11 protein-coding genes are annotated in these 18202 nt (G+C 61.4%); 7 read left to right on the top strand and 4 right to left on the bottom strand.

What is annotated here, in order from left to right; genetic code table 11:
- Position 1 precedes the first annotated feature (1 nt).
- The 3 genes from GO988_RS11125 to GO988_RS11115 all read right to left on the bottom strand — a co-directional run bounded on the left by GO988_RS11125 (position 2) and on the right by GO988_RS11115 (position 5386).
- Positions 2-679 carry a heme exporter protein CcmB gene (locus tag GO988_RS11125; protein ID WP_317164841.1) on the bottom strand — a complete coding sequence of 226 codons (678 nt, stop codon included), beginning with the start codon at positions 677-679 and terminating at the stop codon, positions 2-4.
- 141 nt (positions 680-820) lie between these two features.
- Positions 821-4150 (bottom strand): TolB-like translocation protein, encoded by a 3330-nt coding sequence (locus GO988_RS11120; protein WP_157565205.1) that lies wholly within the window; start codon positions 4148-4150, stop codon positions 821-823.
- A 138-nt stretch (positions 4151-4288) separates the two neighbouring features.
- The gene (locus GO988_RS11115) at positions 4289-5386 is read right to left on the bottom strand and encodes an NAD(P)/FAD-dependent oxidoreductase (RefSeq protein ID WP_198172639.1); all 1098 of its coding nucleotides are present in this window, start codon (positions 5384-5386) and stop codon (positions 4289-4291) included.
- 139 nt (positions 5387-5525) lie between these two features.
- On the opposite strand from GO988_RS11115, the gene GO988_RS11110 reads away from it, so the two are divergent.
- The 6 genes from GO988_RS11110 (at position 5526) to GO988_RS11085 (ending at position 15878) form a co-directional block, all read left to right on the top strand.
- Positions 5526-6170, top strand: a complete 645-nt coding sequence (locus GO988_RS11110; RefSeq protein ID WP_157565202.1) for an MBL fold metallo-hydrolase — start codon at positions 5526-5528, stop codon at positions 6168-6170.
- Between the two features lie 218 nt (positions 6171-6388).
- Entirely contained in the window at positions 6389-7120 is a 732-nt protein-coding gene (locus tag GO988_RS11105) for a CDP-alcohol phosphatidyltransferase family protein (protein ID WP_157565201.1), read from the top strand.
- Between the two features lie 120 nt (positions 7121-7240).
- Complete coding sequence (gene porU / locus GO988_RS11100; protein ID WP_157565199.1) at positions 7241-11365, top strand: type IX secretion system sortase PorU; 4125 nt, start codon at positions 7241-7243, stop codon at positions 11363-11365.
- 134 nt (positions 11366-11499) lie between these two features.
- Entirely contained in the window at positions 11500-12717 is a 1218-nt protein-coding gene (gene porV, locus GO988_RS11095; protein WP_157565197.1) for a type IX secretion system outer membrane channel protein PorV, read from the top strand.
- Between the two features lie 193 nt (positions 12718-12910).
- Positions 12911-14209, top strand: a complete 1299-nt coding sequence (locus tag GO988_RS11090) for a M16 family metallopeptidase (RefSeq protein WP_157565195.1) — start codon at positions 12911-12913, stop codon at positions 14207-14209.
- Between the two features lie 283 nt (positions 14210-14492).
- On the top strand, positions 14493-15878 hold the full coding sequence (locus GO988_RS11085; protein ID WP_157565193.1) for a DUF3500 domain-containing protein: 1386 nt from the start codon (positions 14493-14495) through the stop codon (positions 15876-15878).
- A 107-nt stretch (positions 15879-15985) separates the two neighbouring features.
- Here the strand turns inward: GO988_RS11085 and GO988_RS11080 are convergent, their stop codons facing one another.
- Complete coding sequence (locus GO988_RS11080) at positions 15986-16942, bottom strand: hypothetical protein (protein ID WP_157565191.1); 957 nt, start codon at positions 16940-16942, stop codon at positions 15986-15988.
- A gap of 194 nt (positions 16943-17136) precedes the next feature.
- Here GO988_RS11080 and GO988_RS11075 point away from each other — a divergent pair, with 194 nt between their 5' ends.
- Complete coding sequence (locus GO988_RS11075; protein ID WP_157565189.1) at positions 17137-18198, top strand: glycosyltransferase family protein; 1062 nt, start codon at positions 17137-17139, stop codon at positions 18196-18198.
- Positions 18199-18202: the final 4 nt, after the last annotated feature.

Here is an 18202-nt window from a genome sequence, read left to right as displayed (position 1 = left end):
GCTAGCTGCGCCACAAAAACGGGAATAATAAATAGGACACCGCCGCCACAATAAAGTTCAGTGCCACCAGTGTAATTACCGAGCTTTGGCTGGCCTCCCAGGGCAGGCCGTCGAGGGCATTTTTGCTCACCTTCACCAGCAGCAGCAGCACCGGCACTAGCACCGGTAGGCCCAGCACCGCCAGCAGCGTGCCACCGCCCGCCTGCCCCGCCCGCGCCGCAATGCCGGCCACCAGCGTTAAGGACGATGCCAGGCTGATGGCCCCGAGCCCCACGCTAGCCGCATACAAAGGCCAGTCCTGCACGGGGTTGCCGAGCAGCAGCGTGTAGAGCAGCAGCCCCGGCAGCGCCAGCGCCAGCAGCAGCAGCGCGTTGTAGATAATCTTGGCCAGGATAACCGCCTCGGGCCGGGCCACCGTGTAGTAGTACAGCCGCAGGCCCGCCGACTCTTGGGCCAACCCGCGCCCGGCCGCGCCCAGCGCCGCAAATAGCAGAATTACCCAAAACAACGCGTTCCAGGCCGGGGCGGGCGGGGCCCCACCTCGTAGGCTAAAGCTGAGGTAGCACACGTACACGGTGCCCGCCACGTACAGCAGCAGCCCGCCCAGGGCGGTGCGCTGCCGCCATTCGAGGCGCAGGTCTTTCAGCAACAACAACCAAATTTCGGCGGGTAGCGACACGCCCGCAAAGATACGGCCGCGGGCGGGGGGTAAGGCGCCTCTACCCCACCCTGCCCAAAAAAGCCCCGGCCAGGGTGGCTGGGGCTTTAGGTTTAGCAGCTACGCAGCTCGCTAGCGGGGGGTAGGCCGAAGTGGGAGAACTTAAAAATCGTGGCCCAGGGTGAAGTAGTGTTTCGGCCCATTGGTCACGTAGTTTTCCTGGCTCCAGGCAATGTCGTATTTCAGGTAAAAGCCCAGCACCGTGCTGCGGATGCCCGCGCCGTAGCCCACTAAAATGGGGTTGCTGAAATTAGTGACCGTGCCCGAAAAGATGTTGCCGTTGCCGCCAAAGCGCACCGTGTTGTTCGAGTTATCCTCGCCAAAAGGGTTGGAGCCTGAGTAAGCAGTGCCTGCATCCACGAAGCCAATCAGTTGCAGGTTGCGGAAGAAGCCCGAGTAAATGGGCCGATGCGCCAGGTACTGCACGATGGGCAGGCGCAATTCGCTGTTGAGCAGCACGTAGCTCGAACCTGTGCGCTTGCTTAGGTCGAAGCCCCGCAGGTTGGTCACAAACTGCTGGTAGAACACCGAGGTAGGGTCGGCCGAAGCCTGGCCGGTGGGCACCAGCAGGCGCTGGTCGGTGTAGTTTTGGCCAATCCAGTTGTCCATGCCGCCGATGCGGAACGTCTGCTGGCTATTGCCAAAGAAATGCCCGTAGCTCACGCGGTTAGCCCACACCAGTTGGCGATGGATTTTTTGGTAGTGGCGCAAGTCCACGTACAGCTTGCCGAAATTGCCAGCGCTGTTATTGAGCTGGTTCATTTGCAAGATGCCCGCCTTCATGCGCGTACCCAGTAGCATGTTAATGCCCGTGGCGCGCGAGTTATCAAACACCAGCTCGGCGTTGTAGCCCAAGTAGTTGAGGTTCGTGTCTTGCTCGGTTGATGGGCTGCCAGTGAGCGTACGCGAGATATTATCATAGCGAGGGCCACCGCGCAGGCTAATATTATGGGTGAGGGGGTAGGCGATGGTAGGAGCCACGGCATGGCGGCCATAGCGCGTCAGCTGCCCCGAGCCATCAATGTCGAAGAAGTACGCTTGCTTTTGGTAAGCAATACTCCAGTCGAAACGCTGGGTGAGGTTGGTGTACGAAATGTTGATGTTGCTAGTGCGCAAGTCGAGCTGCCCAAAAATACCCGCCTGAATGCGGTGATTTTCAAAGGCATCCGATAAGTTAGCTTGCAACGACACCCCAAAGCCCAGCAGCGGGTCCACGGCAATACCCGTCACCAAGTTGTCGGCCATAAAGCGCGTGTCGTAGCGGTATGGGCCGGCCACATTCGTTATGCCTGGGCGGGCGGGGGTAGTAGCGGCCGTAGTGGGGCGGGCATTGCGCCGGGGCCGCACCGGAGCCACGTCCTCATCCTCATCAAATTGGTAGTTGCCCGTATTAACCGGCGCATTGGCGGCGCGGCGCGTAGGGCCCACCGGCGCAGCAGTAGCCGCCGGGGTAGCGGCGGGGGTAGTAGTGGCCGGAACTGTGGCCGCAGGCGCTGTGCCATCGGGCGCAGTGGTGCCGGCAGTTGAGGCAGTTGGGGCAGGAGCGGGCCGCACGGGCGCCGGAGCCGGTTGCGAGCGCGACTCCAAGATGCGCTGACGGGCCGTTTTACCTACCGTCAGGTTAGTGGGCAGCTCGAACTTGGGGTAGAGGTAGAGCAGGTCGCGGGCTTGCACCTGTGGCACGAAGGCCAGGGAGCCCGAAGCCGGGTAAAAGTCAAAGTCCTGAATGTTCGTATTGAAATTGCTCACCGCCTGGTGCTGGCCGGTTTGGCGCGAGTAGCGGTAGAGGCTACGTACGCCGCTCTCCTCGCCCAGGTACAGAATCTCGTCGTCGGAAATCGGCCGGGGCCGGGTTTCATTCGAGATGGTGCTCACCAGCATCTGCACTGGCTGCGCCCGACCATCGAGATGGTAGAGGAATAAGTCGTAGTTATTGACCACGTTGGGGAACGTAGCCGGCCGCGTTTGCCCCAGCGAGTCGAGGTAGCGGTTCGAGCTAAATACGATGCCCTGGCCACCGGGCAAAAACACCGCCTGCTGGTCGTCGAACAAGTCGTTGGTCAGCTTTTCGGGCTGGCGGCTACCAGCTCGCAATAGGTACAAATCGTTCTGGCCATTTTGCACCGCCGTGAACACCAACGATTTGCCATCGGCCGAGTAGTTCATGTCGAGCACCTGGTCGTAGGGGGCGAAGATGGTGGGTGGCTGGCGCAGGTGCAGCGTGCGGCGCAGGCGGCCCGCCAAGTCGAGGCTGGTGGCGTCGCGTAGGCGCAGCGCCATTTTACCCTGCACCTGCTCGGCCACGGCCAGCTGTGAGTTGCCGCGCCACGCCAGCACGGGCAGGCGGGTTTCGAGCTGCTGGTCGGGGCTGCGGTAGCCGCCGTGCAAAATGGTGCGGCGGTGCCCACCGGCGCGGTCGGTCACCACCACGCGGTAGCGGCCTTGGTCATTTACGGCGTAGGCCAGGTGCTGGCCGTCGGGGCTGAATACGGGCTGCGAAAACAGGTCGAGCCCGCGCCGGTTGCGGCTGCTCAGGCGGGCGTTGTCGGCGGGGGTAGTGAGCGCAGCCAGCGACGAGCCCGTATTGATGGTGCGGTAATAATTAACCCAGTCGCGCAGAAAAACCTTGAACGGCACGTTCAGCGACGACGATATGCCCACCTCCACATCGCGGGTGATGCGCGTGAGGTTCAACACGTTCTGTACCGTGCCGTAGCCGTAGCGCTCGGCAATGTAGTTCCAGATGCTGTGGCCCGCCAGCCGCGAGTTGCGCACAAAGAATTGCGACGTTTTATTGCCAGTTGGGTACTGCCGCGTCATGTCGCGCATGTAGGCATCCATGTCCACGCTCCAGCCCTCGGCCGCATACGCCGACGCGCCACTGATAAACCAGTCGGGCAGTTGCAGCAGGTAGTTGCTTTGCAGCACCTCGCGCAGCGAGCCGCCGTACATCATATCATTGAGCAGCACCTGGGTTATCTGGTAGCTCAGCTCGCGCTTAAAGTCGGTTTGGCGGCCCGTATACGCCACCTCCACTTTGGTTTGGCGCGAAAGCTGGGCCTCGCCGCCCGTCATAGCATTGGCCGAGGGTAGGCCAATGTTGCTCTGCCGCAAGTCGCCCACCGAATTGTAGAGCATGAGCGTGGTTTTGGAGTAGGGGAAGTACCCCACCAGCGCCGTGATGCGCTGCAACTCCTGCTCGGCGTATTCGGCCGTGCGGCGGGCACTGGCCTGGCCCCCAGCGTAGAAGTACACGTTGAAATTCTGGGTCGAATATTCTTCCCAGTTAAATTTCTTGTACTGCGTGCGGACCCGCCCGAAGGGCTCCTGTGCGGTTTGGGCGTGCGCACCAGCTGCCAAACCAAGCAGCACCAGTAGTAGCAGCATCCGAGGGCCCGCAGCAGCCCGGCAGTTCATGGGAAGAAAATTCACGGCAAATAGCTCAGGGTAAAATCAGGAAGGATAAAGTTAGAAGCAGGGCCGTGAATATGTGAGGAATAATCGAGCAAAAAGTTGAAATATCGCTAGGCTAACCAGCCCATCAGCGGCATTTTTGATGGATTATTTTCTTCAGACACTTACTTTTTCACTTTCAACATACAGCTTGTAATAGCGGGCTACGTCGGCCTCGGGCCACAGCGAGGTGCCGTGGTCGAGGTAGTCGGCCAGCAGCGCCGCTAGGCGCGGGGCCAGGCTCACGCCCTTCGAGCCGTAGCCACCGCAGATGCTCAGCCACGGCAGCGCCGGGTGGCGGCCCAGCAGCGGGCGGCGGTCGCGCACGGCAGGCCGCACCCCACGCTGCTCACCCAGCACCTCGAAGGGCAAACTGGTGAGCGCCGCCAAGCGCTCGGCCAGCTCGCGCCGGTCGGTGTCGCCGGGGTTGGGCGCGAAGGGCGGCCACCGGTAGGTAGCCCCCACTCGAAACTGCCCTACCCCCCCCGGCACCACGTAGGCTCCCCGATTGAGAACCTGTGCCGCGCTGAGGCCGGGCACCGCCACATCGAGCACCGCGCCCTGATTAGGGGTGAGCGGCAACCATGCAAAATAGGGGCAATCAAGCGCTTGCGCACCTTGGCAGCACACCACCTGCCGGGCCTGCACGTGCCCCGGCGCATAGCTAACGCCGGTAGCGTCGCTAACGAGGTGCTCCCAGCTAAAAGTTTCTTCGCGCAGCCAGCCTTCGGCCCTACCCTGCTGGGCCAGGGCGGCCAGCAACGGGGCCACGCGCAGGTGCCCGCCGCCGCGCAGCCAGGCGCCGCCGTGCGGGGCCAGCAGCCCCGGCCGCTCGACGGGGGTAGGGTCAATGCGTTCGACGAAGCCTTCCCAGGGCTGGGCTTCGGCGCGCGCCAGCATTTGCTGCTGCTCCTGCTCCGAGCCAAAAACCTTGAGAATGGGTGCCTCCTGCAAAAAAATTTCGCCCAGCTCCTGGCCCAGCGCGCGGTAGTAGGCCACGGCGGGGTGTAGGGTTTCGTGGGCCCGCCAGGTGAGGGCGAAACGCTTGCCGGCCACGGGGTTCATGAGGCCGGCCGCCACGCGCGAGGCGCTATCGGGCCGCGGCTCGTCGTAGACCAGCACGCGGTGGCCGCGCTGGCGCAGCTCGCGGGCCAAGGTGGCCCCGGCTATGCCGTGGCCGAGGAGCAGGTAGTCGTAATCGGAGTAAGTGCTCATTGCAGGCTGGCAAAGTACGGACCGCGGGCGAAGTATGGGGGTAGGGCCGCCGTGGTGGCACGTTATAAAGTGCGCGTACCCGAGTATGGCCGAGCTAGCAGGCCGGCTCATTACCTGTTCATCCTAATACCTTTGTCCTATGCTTCGCATTGTCAGCTTCACTTTCAACGGCTTCGCCGAAAATACCTACCTGCTCATCGACGAGGCAACTCGCGCCACGGCCATTGTAGACCCCGGCGCCTACTCGCGGGCCGAGCAGCAGACGCTGCGCGACTATATTGAACTTGAGCAGTTGTCCGTCAAGTATTTACTTAATACCCATGCCCACATCGACCACGTGCTGGGCAATGCCTTCGTACTGAAAACTTACCCGGGCATTCCGTTCTTGCTGCACGCCCTCGACCTACCCACGCTGCGGGCCGTGCCCACCTACGCGGGCCCTTACGGCTTTGCGGCCTACGAGCCAGCTGAGCCCACGGGCGAGCTAGCCGCGGGCCAGGTTATCGCCTTGGGTGAAAGCAAGTTGGAAGTGCGCTTTGCGCCGGGCCACGCGCCGGGCCACGTGGTGCTCTACGACGCTGCTGGCGGCCAACTCATTGGCGGCGACGTCCTGTTTAAGGGCAGCGTGGGGCGCACCGATTTGCCGGGCGGCGACCACCCTACCCTCCTCAAAAGCATCGAAACCGAATTATTGACCTTGCCCGATGCTACGGTGGTGCATCCTGGCCACGGCCCTGCCACCACCATTGGCGCCGAGCGGCGCTCGAACCCGTTTTTGCACTAGAGCCCGCCACTTTCTGACCAACCTAGCCGGTGCCGCTTAGATTATACCCAAGTTGCAACGTGGCGGCCCGCGGGCAAAAAGCCGACTACCCCATTTTCTGGCGCGATAATTTCGGTGGTGAAGCGCCCGCCTTTCCGGAAGCAGTTTTTCGGTCGCCTAAAAACCAGAAAGCTTTTGGCCGGCTGCGCGCGACGTGATAAATTCCTTTTTTTAAGCCCTTGAAACGACACCTTCCCAACGCCCTTACCTGCCTCAACCTGCTGTGCGGCTGCCTGGCCCTGACGTTTATTTTTCAGGGCCAACTAGTTACGGCGGCCTACTTGGTGGGCGTGGCGGCCGTGGCCGATTTTTTTGACGGGCTGCTGGCGCGGGCCCTGCGTGTGTCCTCGCCCATCGGCAAAGACCTGGATTCGCTGGCCGATATGGTGTCGTTTGGGGTAGTGCCGGGGGCCATCATCAGCAAGCTGCTGACGGAGGCCTTGACTACCCACAGCTGGCCGCCGCAGCTCGCGTACGCCGCGTTTGTGATAAGTATTTTTTCGGCGCTGCGGTTGGCCAAGTTCAACAACGACACGCGCCAAACGACTTCTTTCATTGGCTTGCCTACGCCGGCCTGTACACTGGTAGTGGCCTCCCTACCCCTCATTTTGGCAGATGACCGCCTGGGGCTGAGTTCGCTCATTTTGCAGCCGTGGCTGCTGCTGGGGCTGGCGCTCCTGCTCTCGGGGCTGCTGGTGGCCGAGCTGCCGCTTTTTGCCTTAAAATTCAAGAACCTGCGGTGGCCGGGCAACCGGCGGCGGTTTGTTTTTGTGGCATTGGCGCTGGCACTGGTAGGCTGGCTGCACGCGGCCGGCATTCCGCTGGCGGTGCTGCTCTACGTGCTGCTGTCGGTGCCGGGCCGGGTGCGCAGCCGCGATGCGCTGGAAGCTAACCCTACTAGCCCGCAATAAGTAGGCCGCCCGCACAGTTAGGAAAACAGCTGCGCTGGTGAACCCGCAGCGGCCGGCCGGGTGTTGGGGCGGCGAAGCGGAGGTAGGCCACAGGCTTAGACGTTTATTTACGGATATTCTATGCGAAACTTCTTCCCGACGCTGTTTTTACTGGCTACTTTGGTGGCGGGCTGGCGCCACTCGGCCCAGGCTCAAACCAGCCCCGGCGAAACGGTGGTGCCCGTAACCCTTAGCTGGACCACTTACGCGGCCCTGCGCGGCCCCAACCCCGACGAGCCGCGCCGCGTGCCTACCTTCCGCGGAGCCACCCACGGGCCCGATGAGGTGCTGGGCACCTACACGCTACGCGTCTTGGGCACCATCGCTACCGGCGCCTTGCGCGATGGTGTGTACGAGCCCTTCCCGGCCGCCGACGCCAAGCTGTTGGGGGCCGCTACATTGCCTGCTACCCCCCCCGTGCGGCTGCGCTTTGGCACCGAGGCCCGCCGCGCCTATAGCTACGTGCTGGTGCAGCCCGTGCGCCGCAACCCGCAAACTGGCCAAGCCGAGCGGCTGGTGTCGTTCAGCTATGCGTACCAAACGGGGGGGGTAGCCCCTACCGCCCGCGGCGCTAATCTATCCAGCACCAACAGCTTACTAAGTACCAACGCCGGCCGCCCACACTTGCAAAACTCGATACTGCGCAGTGGTGACTGGTACAAAATTGGCGTGCCCGCCAGTGGCGTGTATAAGCTCGACCGGGCCACGCTCCAGAGCTTGGGCTTGCCGGTGAGCACCCTCGACCCGCGTAAAATTCAGCTTTACGGCAACGCTACTGGCCTGCTGCCGCAGGCCAACGCTACCCCCCGCCCCGATGACTTAGCCGAGAATAATATCTACTTCAGTGGCAACAACGACGCGGTGTTTGACGCGGGCGAGTACTTCCTATTTTATGCGAAAGGACCGCATACTTGGCGGGCCAGCCAGCCGGCTTCGGCGCCGTTGTTTGGGCAGGGTGGGCTGAGCGGCTTTCTAGGAGAAGGTGGTCGCTTTAAGCATATTAATAATATTTATTCTGACACCGCTTACTATTTCGTGACGGTGAGTGGTGGCAACGGGCGGCGCATTCCGGCGGCCGCGGCGCCGACGGTGGCGCCCAGTGGGCCCGCCATTACCACGTTTCTGGACCGCCGCTTCTACGAGCACGACCTCGTGAACGTGCTGCACTCGGGCCGCCGCTGGCTGGGCGAATCCTTCTCGGGCAGCACGGCCAAAAACTTTAAATTCAGCGGCGATGGCAACCAGCCGTTGGCCGACCTCGTGACCGGCGACACCCTACGCCTGACGTCGGCCGTGGCCACTACGGCGCTGCAAGCCAGCTCCTTTAGCGTGGCACTGAATGGCACGACGCTCGGTACCCAGTTGCTATCGGGCATTCCGAATGGTTCGTTTACGACGGTAGCTACCAACGACTTTCGCACCTTCACCAGCCTTATTCCGGCCAATTTTGGAACCGACCCGGAGGTGACGTTCACTTTCGCTTCCGGCGACCCTATTGGCACCGGCTACCTCGACTACCTGGAACTGGTAGTGAAGCGCCAACTGCGCCTGAGCGGGGCTTTTCTAGAATTTAACTCGCTCAACTACAAGCGCGGCGCCGGCACGGCGGGCACCTTCACGCTGGCCAACGCCAGCGGTGCGCAGGTGTGGGAAGTGACCAACCCGCGCCGCCCGCAGGCCCAAACGCTCGATGCCAGCGGCAACTTCGTGGCTTACACCGACTCGCTGCGCGAGTTTGTGGCCGTGCAGCCTACCGGCAATTTTGTGGCGCCCCGGCTATTTGGCAAAATCGCGAATCAAAACCTACACGCCATTAACAGCGATGGCAAGACAGATTTGGTTATCGTGACCTACCCCCCCTTCCGGGAGCAAGCCGAGAAACTGGCCCAGCACCGCCGCGACTACAACGGCCTGAACGTGGCGGTGGTCACTACCAAGCAGATATATAACGAGTACAGCTCGGGCGGGCAGGACGTGACGGCCATCCGCGATTTGATGAAGCAGGTGTACGACCGCAACCCCGACCCCGTAAACCACCGCAACTACTTGCTGCTGTTCGGCGACGCGTCGTACGACTACAAGTCGTCAGCCTTCAACGATGCCAGCCAGGAGCCGGCCTGGTGGGCCAACCGGGCGCCGTTTAAAACGACGAGCCGCTTTGACGAGGCCAACCAAAACTTCGTACCGACCTACGAGTCGCGCGAATCGTTTTTGCCCGTGAGCGGCTCGCGTGCCAACGTGGAGGGCGAAAACAGCTACTCATCGGAAGACTACTATGGCCTGCTCGACGACAACGAAGGCGAGTGGCTGGAGTCGTCGGGCGTGGTATTTGAGTCGGTTGATATTGGCATTGGACGCTTGCCAGTACGCACCGCTTTGGGCCAGCGCGCCGATGCCAGCCAGGCCGCGCAAGTGGTGGCCAAAATCATTGCCTACGACGAGCCGGCCAGCTTTGGCAAGTGGCGCAACCGCATTGCCCTTACCGCCGACGACGGCGATGGCAGCGCCTACGCCACCGAGTCGGAGACGATTTTCGCGGCCAACATCAAAGCCGCTGAGCCAGCTTACAACCTGCGCAAAGACTACCTCGACCTGTTTCCGCAGGTAAGCCTGGCAGCTGGGCAACGCTCGCCGGCAGCTATGGCGGCCATCGACGAGTCGCTGGAGCAGGGCTCGCTGCTGATTGGCTACACCGGCCACGGCGGCCCCAGCGCCCTGGCCGACGAACAAATTATTACGACCGCCTCGCTGCTGAATCTGCAAAACAAGAACCGGCTGACGTTCCTCGTTACGGGCACTTGCGATTTGAGCACCTATGATAACCCCGACTTCACCTCGGCGGGCGAGCAAGTGCTGACCAACAATGCGGAGGGCGGCGCGGTAGGCCTGTTCACGACTACGCGCGTGGTGCTGTCGTTTTTCAACACCGAAGTAGTTAACTCCTTTTACTCGCAGGTACTGAGCCGTAATTCGACCGGCACCCTACCCTTCCTAGGTTTGGCCGCTAGCACGGCTAAAAACAACTCGCTGGGCGGCGACCTCAACAACCGCAACTACACGCTGCTCGCCGACCCTACCACTCGCCTGGCTTACCCCCGCCAACGCGTGGTACTCGATTCCATCAACGGGCGCCACGTGCAAAGCATCGCCACCAGCCTCGATACCTTGCAGGCCCTAGGCCAGGTGCGGCTGAGCGGCCACGTCGAAAACGGCGGCGTACTGAACACTGCCTTTGGCGGCACGGCCGACATCACCATTTTTGACAAGCCCGTGACCGTGATGACGCTTGGCGACCAAGGTTCGCCGCCGGTGCCGGTCGAAACGCAGGAGAACGTTATTTATGGCGGCCAGGCTTCGGTGCGCGCCGGGCGCTTCAGTGTGAAATTCATCGTGCCGAAGGATATTGCCTACAACGCCGGGCTGGGCAAAATCAGCCTCTACGCCGCCGACCTCGCCAACCGTGTCGATGCCCAGGGCTACCAGCAGGTTGTGGTAGGCGGCGCTTCGCGCACAGCCAGCACCGACACCACGCCGCCAACGGTGCAGCTCTTCATGACCGACGAGACGTTCATATCGGGGGGTAGCACCGACTTGAGCCCACTTTTTATTGCTCATTTGAGCGATAAATCGGGCATCAATACGTCGAGCGCGGGCATTGGGCACGACATTACGGCCACGCTCGATAACGACCCCACCAAGCTGGTGATAGTCAACGACTCCTACACCTCGGACGTGGATAATTTTATGTCGGGCCGGGTGCGCTACCCCTACAAAAGCCTTACCCCCGGCCCGCACACCATCAAGCTCAAAGCCTGGGATACGTACAATAATTCGGCAGAAGGCACAGTTGACTTTATTGCCGCGCAGTCGGAGCAGTTGGCCCTCGACCACGTGCTCAACTACCCGAACCCGTTTAGCAACATCACCACCTTTCATTTTGACCAAAACCACGCGGGCGAAGACCTCGACGTGCAGGTGCAGATATTTACGGTAGCTGGGCGCCTCGTGAAAACCCTGCGCACCACCGTACCCGCCAGCACTGCCCACGTGCCCCGCACCACCCAAGACCCTACCCTCACCTGGAATGGCCGCGACGACTACGACGACCAGTTGGCGCGCGGCGTGTATGTGTACCGCGTGAGCATTCGGCTGGCCAGCGGCGGCCAAACGGCCACCAAGTTTGAAAAATTAGTTTTGTTGAATTAGCACAATCCGCCCGTTAGTTGTTGCGTTGGCGACTCGTAAGCCCACCGGCTTCAAACCTCTCCATTTATCCTTGTTTTTATTTGCGGATTACTCATCCGGCATTTCCTCGAAAAGTTAGACTTTTACCCACTTTTATGACCCTTCTTCGTACGCTAGCCTTTGCGCCGGTTGTGCTTTTGCTGGCTGCTCCGGCCGCGCTAGCGCAGGTTGCTAATGCCGACTTGCACACTATTACTACGGCGGTACCCGTCCTTACCCTCAGCCCCGATGCCCGGGGTGCGGCGCTGGGCGATGCCGGCGTAGCTACCTCGCCCGATGCCAACGCGGCGTACTATAACCCTGGCAAGCTGGGGTTTGAGAACTACAAGTACGCATTTTCGCCCTCGTACTCGCCCTGGCTGCGCAACATTACCGACGACATGAGCCTCAGCAATCTGGGGGGCTACGCCAAAATCAACGACCGCTCGACCATCGCGGCGTCGCTGTTGTACTTCGACTTGGGTCAGATTGACTACCGCACCAACAACAACCTGCCCAACGGCTCCTTCAACCCCAAAGAATACGCGGTTACCATCTCGTACGGCCAAAAGCTGAGCGAGAACTTCGGCGTGGGCATCACGGCGCGCTACGTGCGCTCCAACTTGGTGGGCAACTACTCGGGCAACGATGCCAAGCCGGGCAGCGCTTTCGCCGCCGACCTGGGTGCTTACTACACCAAGGACGCCACCATTGGCACGGGCGTGTACAACCTGTCTTTCGGGGCCACACTCTCGAACCTGGGCAACAAGCTGACCTACGCCGACGCGACTAACCCAAGCTTCCTACCCACCCAGCTGCGCCTGGGCACGGCCATCACCCGCGAGCTTGATGCGTACAATAAAATCACGTTGGTGTTCGACGCTACCAAGCTGCTGGTGCCCTCCCCCTACTACGAAGACCCCTACGTGGCGGCCAACTCGGCGGCGGTAAATCAAATCAACGTCGAGCGGCAGCAACAGGGCATTGTGGGCGCCATTTTTAGCTCGTTTCACGATGCGCCGGGCGGTTTTAAGGGCGAAATGCAGGAAATTAACCTGCACGGCGGCTTGGAGTACTGGTACGACAACAAGATTGCGGCCCGCGTGGGCTATTTCTACGAGAACCCGCATACCGGCAACCGCCAGTACCTCAGCTTCGGCCTGGGCGCGCGCCTGTCGGTGTTCGGCGTCGATGGCACCTACATCGTGCCCAACGACCGCTCGAACCCACTGGCCCAAACCATTCGGGTATCGCTGCACTTCAACCTCAACAAGCTCGCCGATGCGTTTGATGAGAAAGGCGCCGGTGGCACCCAAGGCACGCTGCCGAACTAAGGCTTTACCTGAATAGTTACACAGCACACGACGGGTACCAGAACGTCATGCTGAGCTTGTCGAAACATCTTTACCGCTACCTCCAACGGGTGCGGTAAAGATGCTTCAACAAGCTCAGCATGACGTTCTGCTTTAACCAAGTAGTCTGGTCCCCTGCCCCCTCATTTTTCGAGTAATTTGTAATTTCTCTCCTGTGCTCAACCGCCTCCAGCCACCGCCTACCCACCCCCTCACTGCCATTACCCTGCCTACCCCCGAGGTAAGCCACTTGCCCAACGGCGCCCGCTTGCACCTGCTGGCCAACACGGCCCAGCCCGTGCTGCGCCTGCAAGTAGTGCTGCCCGCCGGCAAGCGCCAGGAAGCGGCCCCCGGCCTGGCCCAGCTTACGGCCCGCATGCTCAGTGAGGGAACTGCCACGCTCACGGCCCGCGAAATCGCCGATAAGGTGGCTTTTTATGGCGCTTCGCTCGACTGTGAGGCGGGCCCCGACCGCGCTACGCTTACGCTCTACTGCCTGGCCCGGCACCTGCCGGCCCTGCTGCCACTGGTGCACGAGCTGCTGGCGGCGCCCACTTTCCCGGAGGCCGAGCTGGCCCAGCTAAAAACCCGCATCGCCCAGAATATGCAGGTTGAGCGGCGCAAAACCAGCTTCCGCGCCAGCGAGGAATTTAACCGCCTATTGTTTGGCAACGATTCGCCCTACGGCCGGCCCTTCGACGAAGCCGCGTTCAGCGCCCGCACCACGGCCGAGCTGCGCGCGTTTCACGCCGCCGCCTATGCCCCAGCCGGCGCCGAGATTTTTCTGAGTGGCGATGTGGCGGCCGCCGCTGGGCCGGTGGCCGAGTTGCTGGGCCAATGGCAGCCTGCTACCGGCGCCACCCCTACCCCCCTGCCAGCCGCCGAGGTAACCGACGACTACCCCACTGGCCTGGTGCCCGTGGCCGTGGAGGGCAGCATTCAGGCCTCCGTGCGCATGGGGCGGCGCTGGCCGTCCCTCACCGAAACCCAAACGCCTGAGCTGCTGCTGCTGGCCAAAGTGCTGGGCGGCTACTTTGGCTCGCGGCTGATGAAGAATATTCGGGAGGACAAGGGCTTCACCTACGGCATTCATGCCAGCGTGGTGCCCCGCGAGCTGGCCACGGCGCTCATCATCGGCACCGATGTAAACGGCGAAAGCGCCGACGCTACCCGCCACGAAATTGCCTATGAGTTGGAGCGCCTCCAGAACGAGCTGCTGGGCGACGACGAGCTCGAAACCGTCAAGAACTACACCCTGGGCAAGCTGCTAGGCGAAACCGCCACCGTGTTTGAGCAGGCCGACAAGTACCGCCACGTGGTGCTGCAAGGCCTGCGCCCCGACTACTACCCCGAGCTAGTGCGCCGTACCCAAGCGGCTACCGCCACCGAATTGCAGGCGCTGGCCCGCACCTACCTCAGCCCGGCCGATATGCTGGCCGTAGTGGCCGGCGGCGAAACGGTGCCCGTGGCATAGTGGCCCCGATTGCCGGCCCATTGCTGGCTGGCCAGAAGCTATACTTTAGAAAACCTCTTCTTTAACCGGGAGAGGTTTTTTTATGCCCGAGGCTTTGCAGGGGGGTAGCGCGCTGCCCAAACCGTCGCCACTGGGCAAGCTGTCGATTTTAACTAACAACTAGTCGATTATCCGTTATCGCAAGGGTAGTTTATTTGCTAATTTTCAATTAGTTAAGCAACAACCTCCGCTATAACCAGTTCAGAAGGTTACCCGTCTTCTCTTCTCACCCTCTCCCCAACTCATGAAAAAATCCACCTACCTAACCGGCTTACTGCTAGCGGCCTCGGTGTGCCGCGTGGGCAGCGACCAGTTGCTGGCGGCGCCTACGGCCCGGCCAGCCGCCGCCAAGGCTACGAAAGTGACGCAGGCTACCACTGCGGTGGCAGATGTGGTAACGGCCGCCAATGCCTTCATTGCCACGCTGAGCACAACCCAGCAAAGCACCTTACAACAGAGCTTTACGGCGACCAACGTGGCTAAATGGTCGAACCTGCCCTGCGGCTCTAGCTGCCGGATAGGCTTGCAACTCAGCAGCCTGACTACGGCCCAGCAAACGGCGGCGCTGGCCGTGGTGCAGGCCGCCACGGGCACCACCGCCAACGAGGGCTACAACGAAATTCAGCAGATTCGGGCCGCCGATGATTACTTGGCGGCCAATGGTGGCGGCTCGGGCTACAGCAGCGGGACGTACTTTATCGCCTTCCTGGGCACGCCCTCTACCACCGGCACCTGGATGCTCCAGTTTGGCGGCCACCACTTGGCTACCAACATCACCTTCGGCAACGGCGTTGTAACCGGCGCTACCCCCAAGTTTGAGGGCGTCGAGCCGCTGAGCTTTACTACGGCTAACGCCACTATTTTTCCTGCCGGCACCACCGTCGCGCCGCTGAGCAGCGAGGCTTCGGCCATGCTGGCGATGCTGAACGGGCTGACCACGACCCAAAAAACCGCGGCCAAGCTAACCCAGACTTTCAACGACGTGCTGCTCGGGCCGAACACGACGGAAGGTGGCAGCACTACGTTCCCGGCTACTAAAGTGGGCATTGCGGGCAGCACCCTCACCACCGCCCAGCAAGATTTGGTAGTGGCCGCCATGACGCCGTGGGTGCAGGACGCCGACGACGTGACGGCGGCGGCTCTGCTGAACTACTACAAAACCCAACTGGCCACTACCTACATTTCTTACGCGGGCACGGGCAATTTCACCACCAACGGCGACTACGTGCGCATCGACGGCCCCAACGTTTGGATTGAGTTTGTGTGCCAGACTGGCGTTGTATTCCGCAGCAACATTCACTACCACAGCATCTGGCGCGACCGGGCCCGCGACTACGGCGGCAACTTCTACACCACCGTGCTTGGCACCCGCGACGTAACGGCGGCTTCGGTATTCGGCGTTTACCCTACCCCCATCACGGCCGGCAACAGCCTGCAAGTGCAACTGCTGGCGCCCGCCGCCAGCGCCAGCTACACGCTGCACAACCTGCTGGGTCAAACGCTTACCTCGGGCACTTTTCAGGGTAGTTCGGTGGCCGTGCCCACCACTGGCTTGGCCCCCGGCATTTATTTGCTGAGCGTGGAAACGCCTACGCAGCAAACCGTTACGAGTCGCGTGCAGGTGTACTAAGCCTAATTTTTGAAGCTGCTGCATATTTCCGATGGCCACACCAAAAAGCCCCTGGCCGCCGCGCGGTCAGGGGCTTTTTGGTGTGGTATTATTCCCTACCCCCCTGCTTACCGCGAGAGGTTGGGGATGCGGAATTGCAAGCCCAGCGAGGGCACAAACGTGACGCCGCTCAGCGAAGTCGAGCTGCCATCGAGCAGGGTATAGTCGCCGTAGTTCTGGTAATACACGCTGAGGGCGGGCACCACATACACGTATTTATAGCCGATTTTGAGGTTGGCAAATAGGCCGTAGGACGAGAAATTGCGTGACTGCTTAGGCAAGTCGGGCAGCCGGTCGGTGCCGGCGCGGTTGTACAAGTTGCTGGGTGTGAAGCCATAATTGACCCACGAGTGGGCATACACCGCGCCATAGCTAATGGCTCCTACCGACTCTTCAGGCCCAAACGACTGGCTGACCGTCAGCGGAATAATAATGTCGTGGCGGTTGGCCGACAAGCCCAGCAGCCTATTCGCATCGCTCAGGAAAGGCAGGCTGGGTAGGGAGGCCCGCTGAATAGCATATTGCAGCCCCACGCTGGCATAGGTGGTGCCGCTGGCCGCCCCACGTTCTGGGTTTTCAACCGAGCCGGTGGGGCCCAGCAGTTGGTACTGGGCATCAAAAACGTGCGAGCCAAATGCGTACTTATAGCCCGCATCGAGGCGCGGCACGATGCCGTAGCGAATGCTGAGGTCGGCGGTGGTTTGCACGGGCTCAATCAGGTAGGCCAGGGCGGCGGCCTGCACATCGCTCACGGCGTCAGAATAGTTTACCTTTTCGCCATTGGCAGCCTGGCTGCCGAGCTGGCTCGCGGCGCTTTTCACGGCTGTGCCGGCTTTGCTCAGGGGGGCAGTGCCCACGTTAAAGCCCTGGTTGTAAGCTACCCGAAACTCCCCCTGGGGCGTTACTTTGCCCGAGGTGGTAATGTTGCGCGGCGCGGTACAGGCCGACGCCGCCAGCAGTAGCAATGCCGCAGCGCGGCTCAGCGCGGTGCGTACCTGAACGGCTTGAACTGAAAAAATGCTCATAAGAAAAAACAGTAAAAAGCGGTTGCTTGTCGGCAAAACGAAAACCGGGCCAACCCGCCCAACGCCACAAAAAACGGCGGCCAGCGCCACTATTTCATCGGCCGCCGCCCAAGGGCCGTATTTATTCGGCTAAGCTGGCGCTTCTGTCAGCTGGGGCTTTACTTGCTACTTCTTCCCTACCCCTGCTTTTCTCCATGACTATCCTCTACGGCGTGCCAGGCGAAGGCCTCGGCCACGCTACCCGCAGCAAAGTCATCATTGCCTGGCTCTTAGCCCAAGGCCACGATGTGCGTGTGGTCAGCAGCTCGCGGGCCTTTACGCTGCTCGACAAGACGTTTCCCGGCCGGGTGCTCGAAATCAAGGGCTTCCACCTGGCGTATAAAAAATTGACCGTTTCAAAATCGCGCACGGTGGGCCTCACGCTGCGCACCGCGCCCGAGGCGCTGCAAACCAACTTCCGGCAGTACCGGCAGCTGCTGCACGGCTTCCGGCCCGAGGTGGTGATTTCGGATTTTGAGTCGTTCAGCTACTTTTTTGCCAAGCTGTTGCGGCTACCGGTTATCAGTATCGATAATATGCAGATTATCAACCGCACGCACCTCAACGTCACCATTCCGCCCACCGAGCGCGAGTCGTACGACGTAGCCCGCTACATCGTGCGTGCCAAGCTGCCGCGGGCCCGGCACTACCTCATCACCACGTTTTTTGAGCTGCCCGTGCGCCTGCGCTACGCCGACCGCACTACGCTGGTGCCCAGCATCATCCGGCCCGAAATTCAGGCCGCTACCCCCACCAAGGGCAGCTACGTGCTGGTGTACCAGTCGGCCACTACCCAGGGCGATTTAATTGACATTTTGCAGCAGCTGCCCGAGCAGGAATTCCGGGTCTACGGCTTTAACAAGGACGAAAACCACGGCAACGTGCTGCTACGGCCCTTCTCCGAGGCCGGCTTTATTGCCGAGCTGGCGGGCAGCCGTGCGGTGCTCACCAACGGCGGCTTTTCGCTGATTTCGGAGGCGGTGTACTTGCACAAGCCGGTGTGCGCGGTGCCCATTCCGGCGCAGTTTGAGCAATGGCTGAATGGCGCCGAGATTGAAAAGCGCGGCTACGGCCGCCGCTTCGACGCCATCACGCCAGCCAACGTGCAAGCCTTTTTGGCTGATTTGCCGCAGTTTGAGGCTGCGCTGGCCGATTATCAGCAGGCCGGCAACGAGGTACTTTTCGCGCGCCTAGCCGAAGTGCTGGCCGAGGTATAGCCTA

Source organism: Hymenobacter ginkgonis, assembly GCF_009755225.1.
In the GTDB taxonomy this organism is placed as follows: domain Bacteria; phylum Bacteroidota; class Bacteroidia; order Cytophagales; family Hymenobacteraceae; genus Hymenobacter; species Hymenobacter ginkgonis.
The sequence above is the reverse complement of the archived record's forward strand: the minus strand, read 5'-3'. Positions and strand labels throughout refer to the sequence as shown.

Excerpts from the sequence above, each read along its gene's own strand:
- GO988_RS11115 (WP_198172639.1), bottom strand. The coding sequence starts at position 5,386 with ATGAGCACTTACTCCGATTACGACTACCTGCTCCTCGGCCACGGCATA.
- GO988_RS11110 (WP_157565202.1), top strand. The coding sequence starts at position 5,526 with ATGCTTCGCATTGTCAGCTTCACTTTCAACGGCTTCGCCGAAAATACC.
- porU (WP_157565199.1), top strand. The coding sequence starts at position 7,241 with ATGCGAAACTTCTTCCCGACGCTGTTTTTACTGGCTACTTTGGTGGCG.
- porV (WP_157565197.1), top strand. The coding sequence starts at position 11,500 with ATGACCCTTCTTCGTACGCTAGCCTTTGCGCCGGTTGTGCTTTTGCTG.
- GO988_RS11085 (WP_157565193.1), top strand. The coding sequence starts at position 14,493 with ATGAAAAAATCCACCTACCTAACCGGCTTACTGCTAGCGGCCTCGGTG.
- GO988_RS11080 (WP_157565191.1), bottom strand. The coding sequence starts at position 16,942 with ATGAGCATTTTTTCAGTTCAAGCCGTTCAGGTACGCACCGCGCTGAGC.
- GO988_RS11075 (WP_157565189.1), top strand. The coding sequence starts at position 17,137 with ATGACTATCCTCTACGGCGTGCCAGGCGAAGGCCTCGGCCACGCTACC.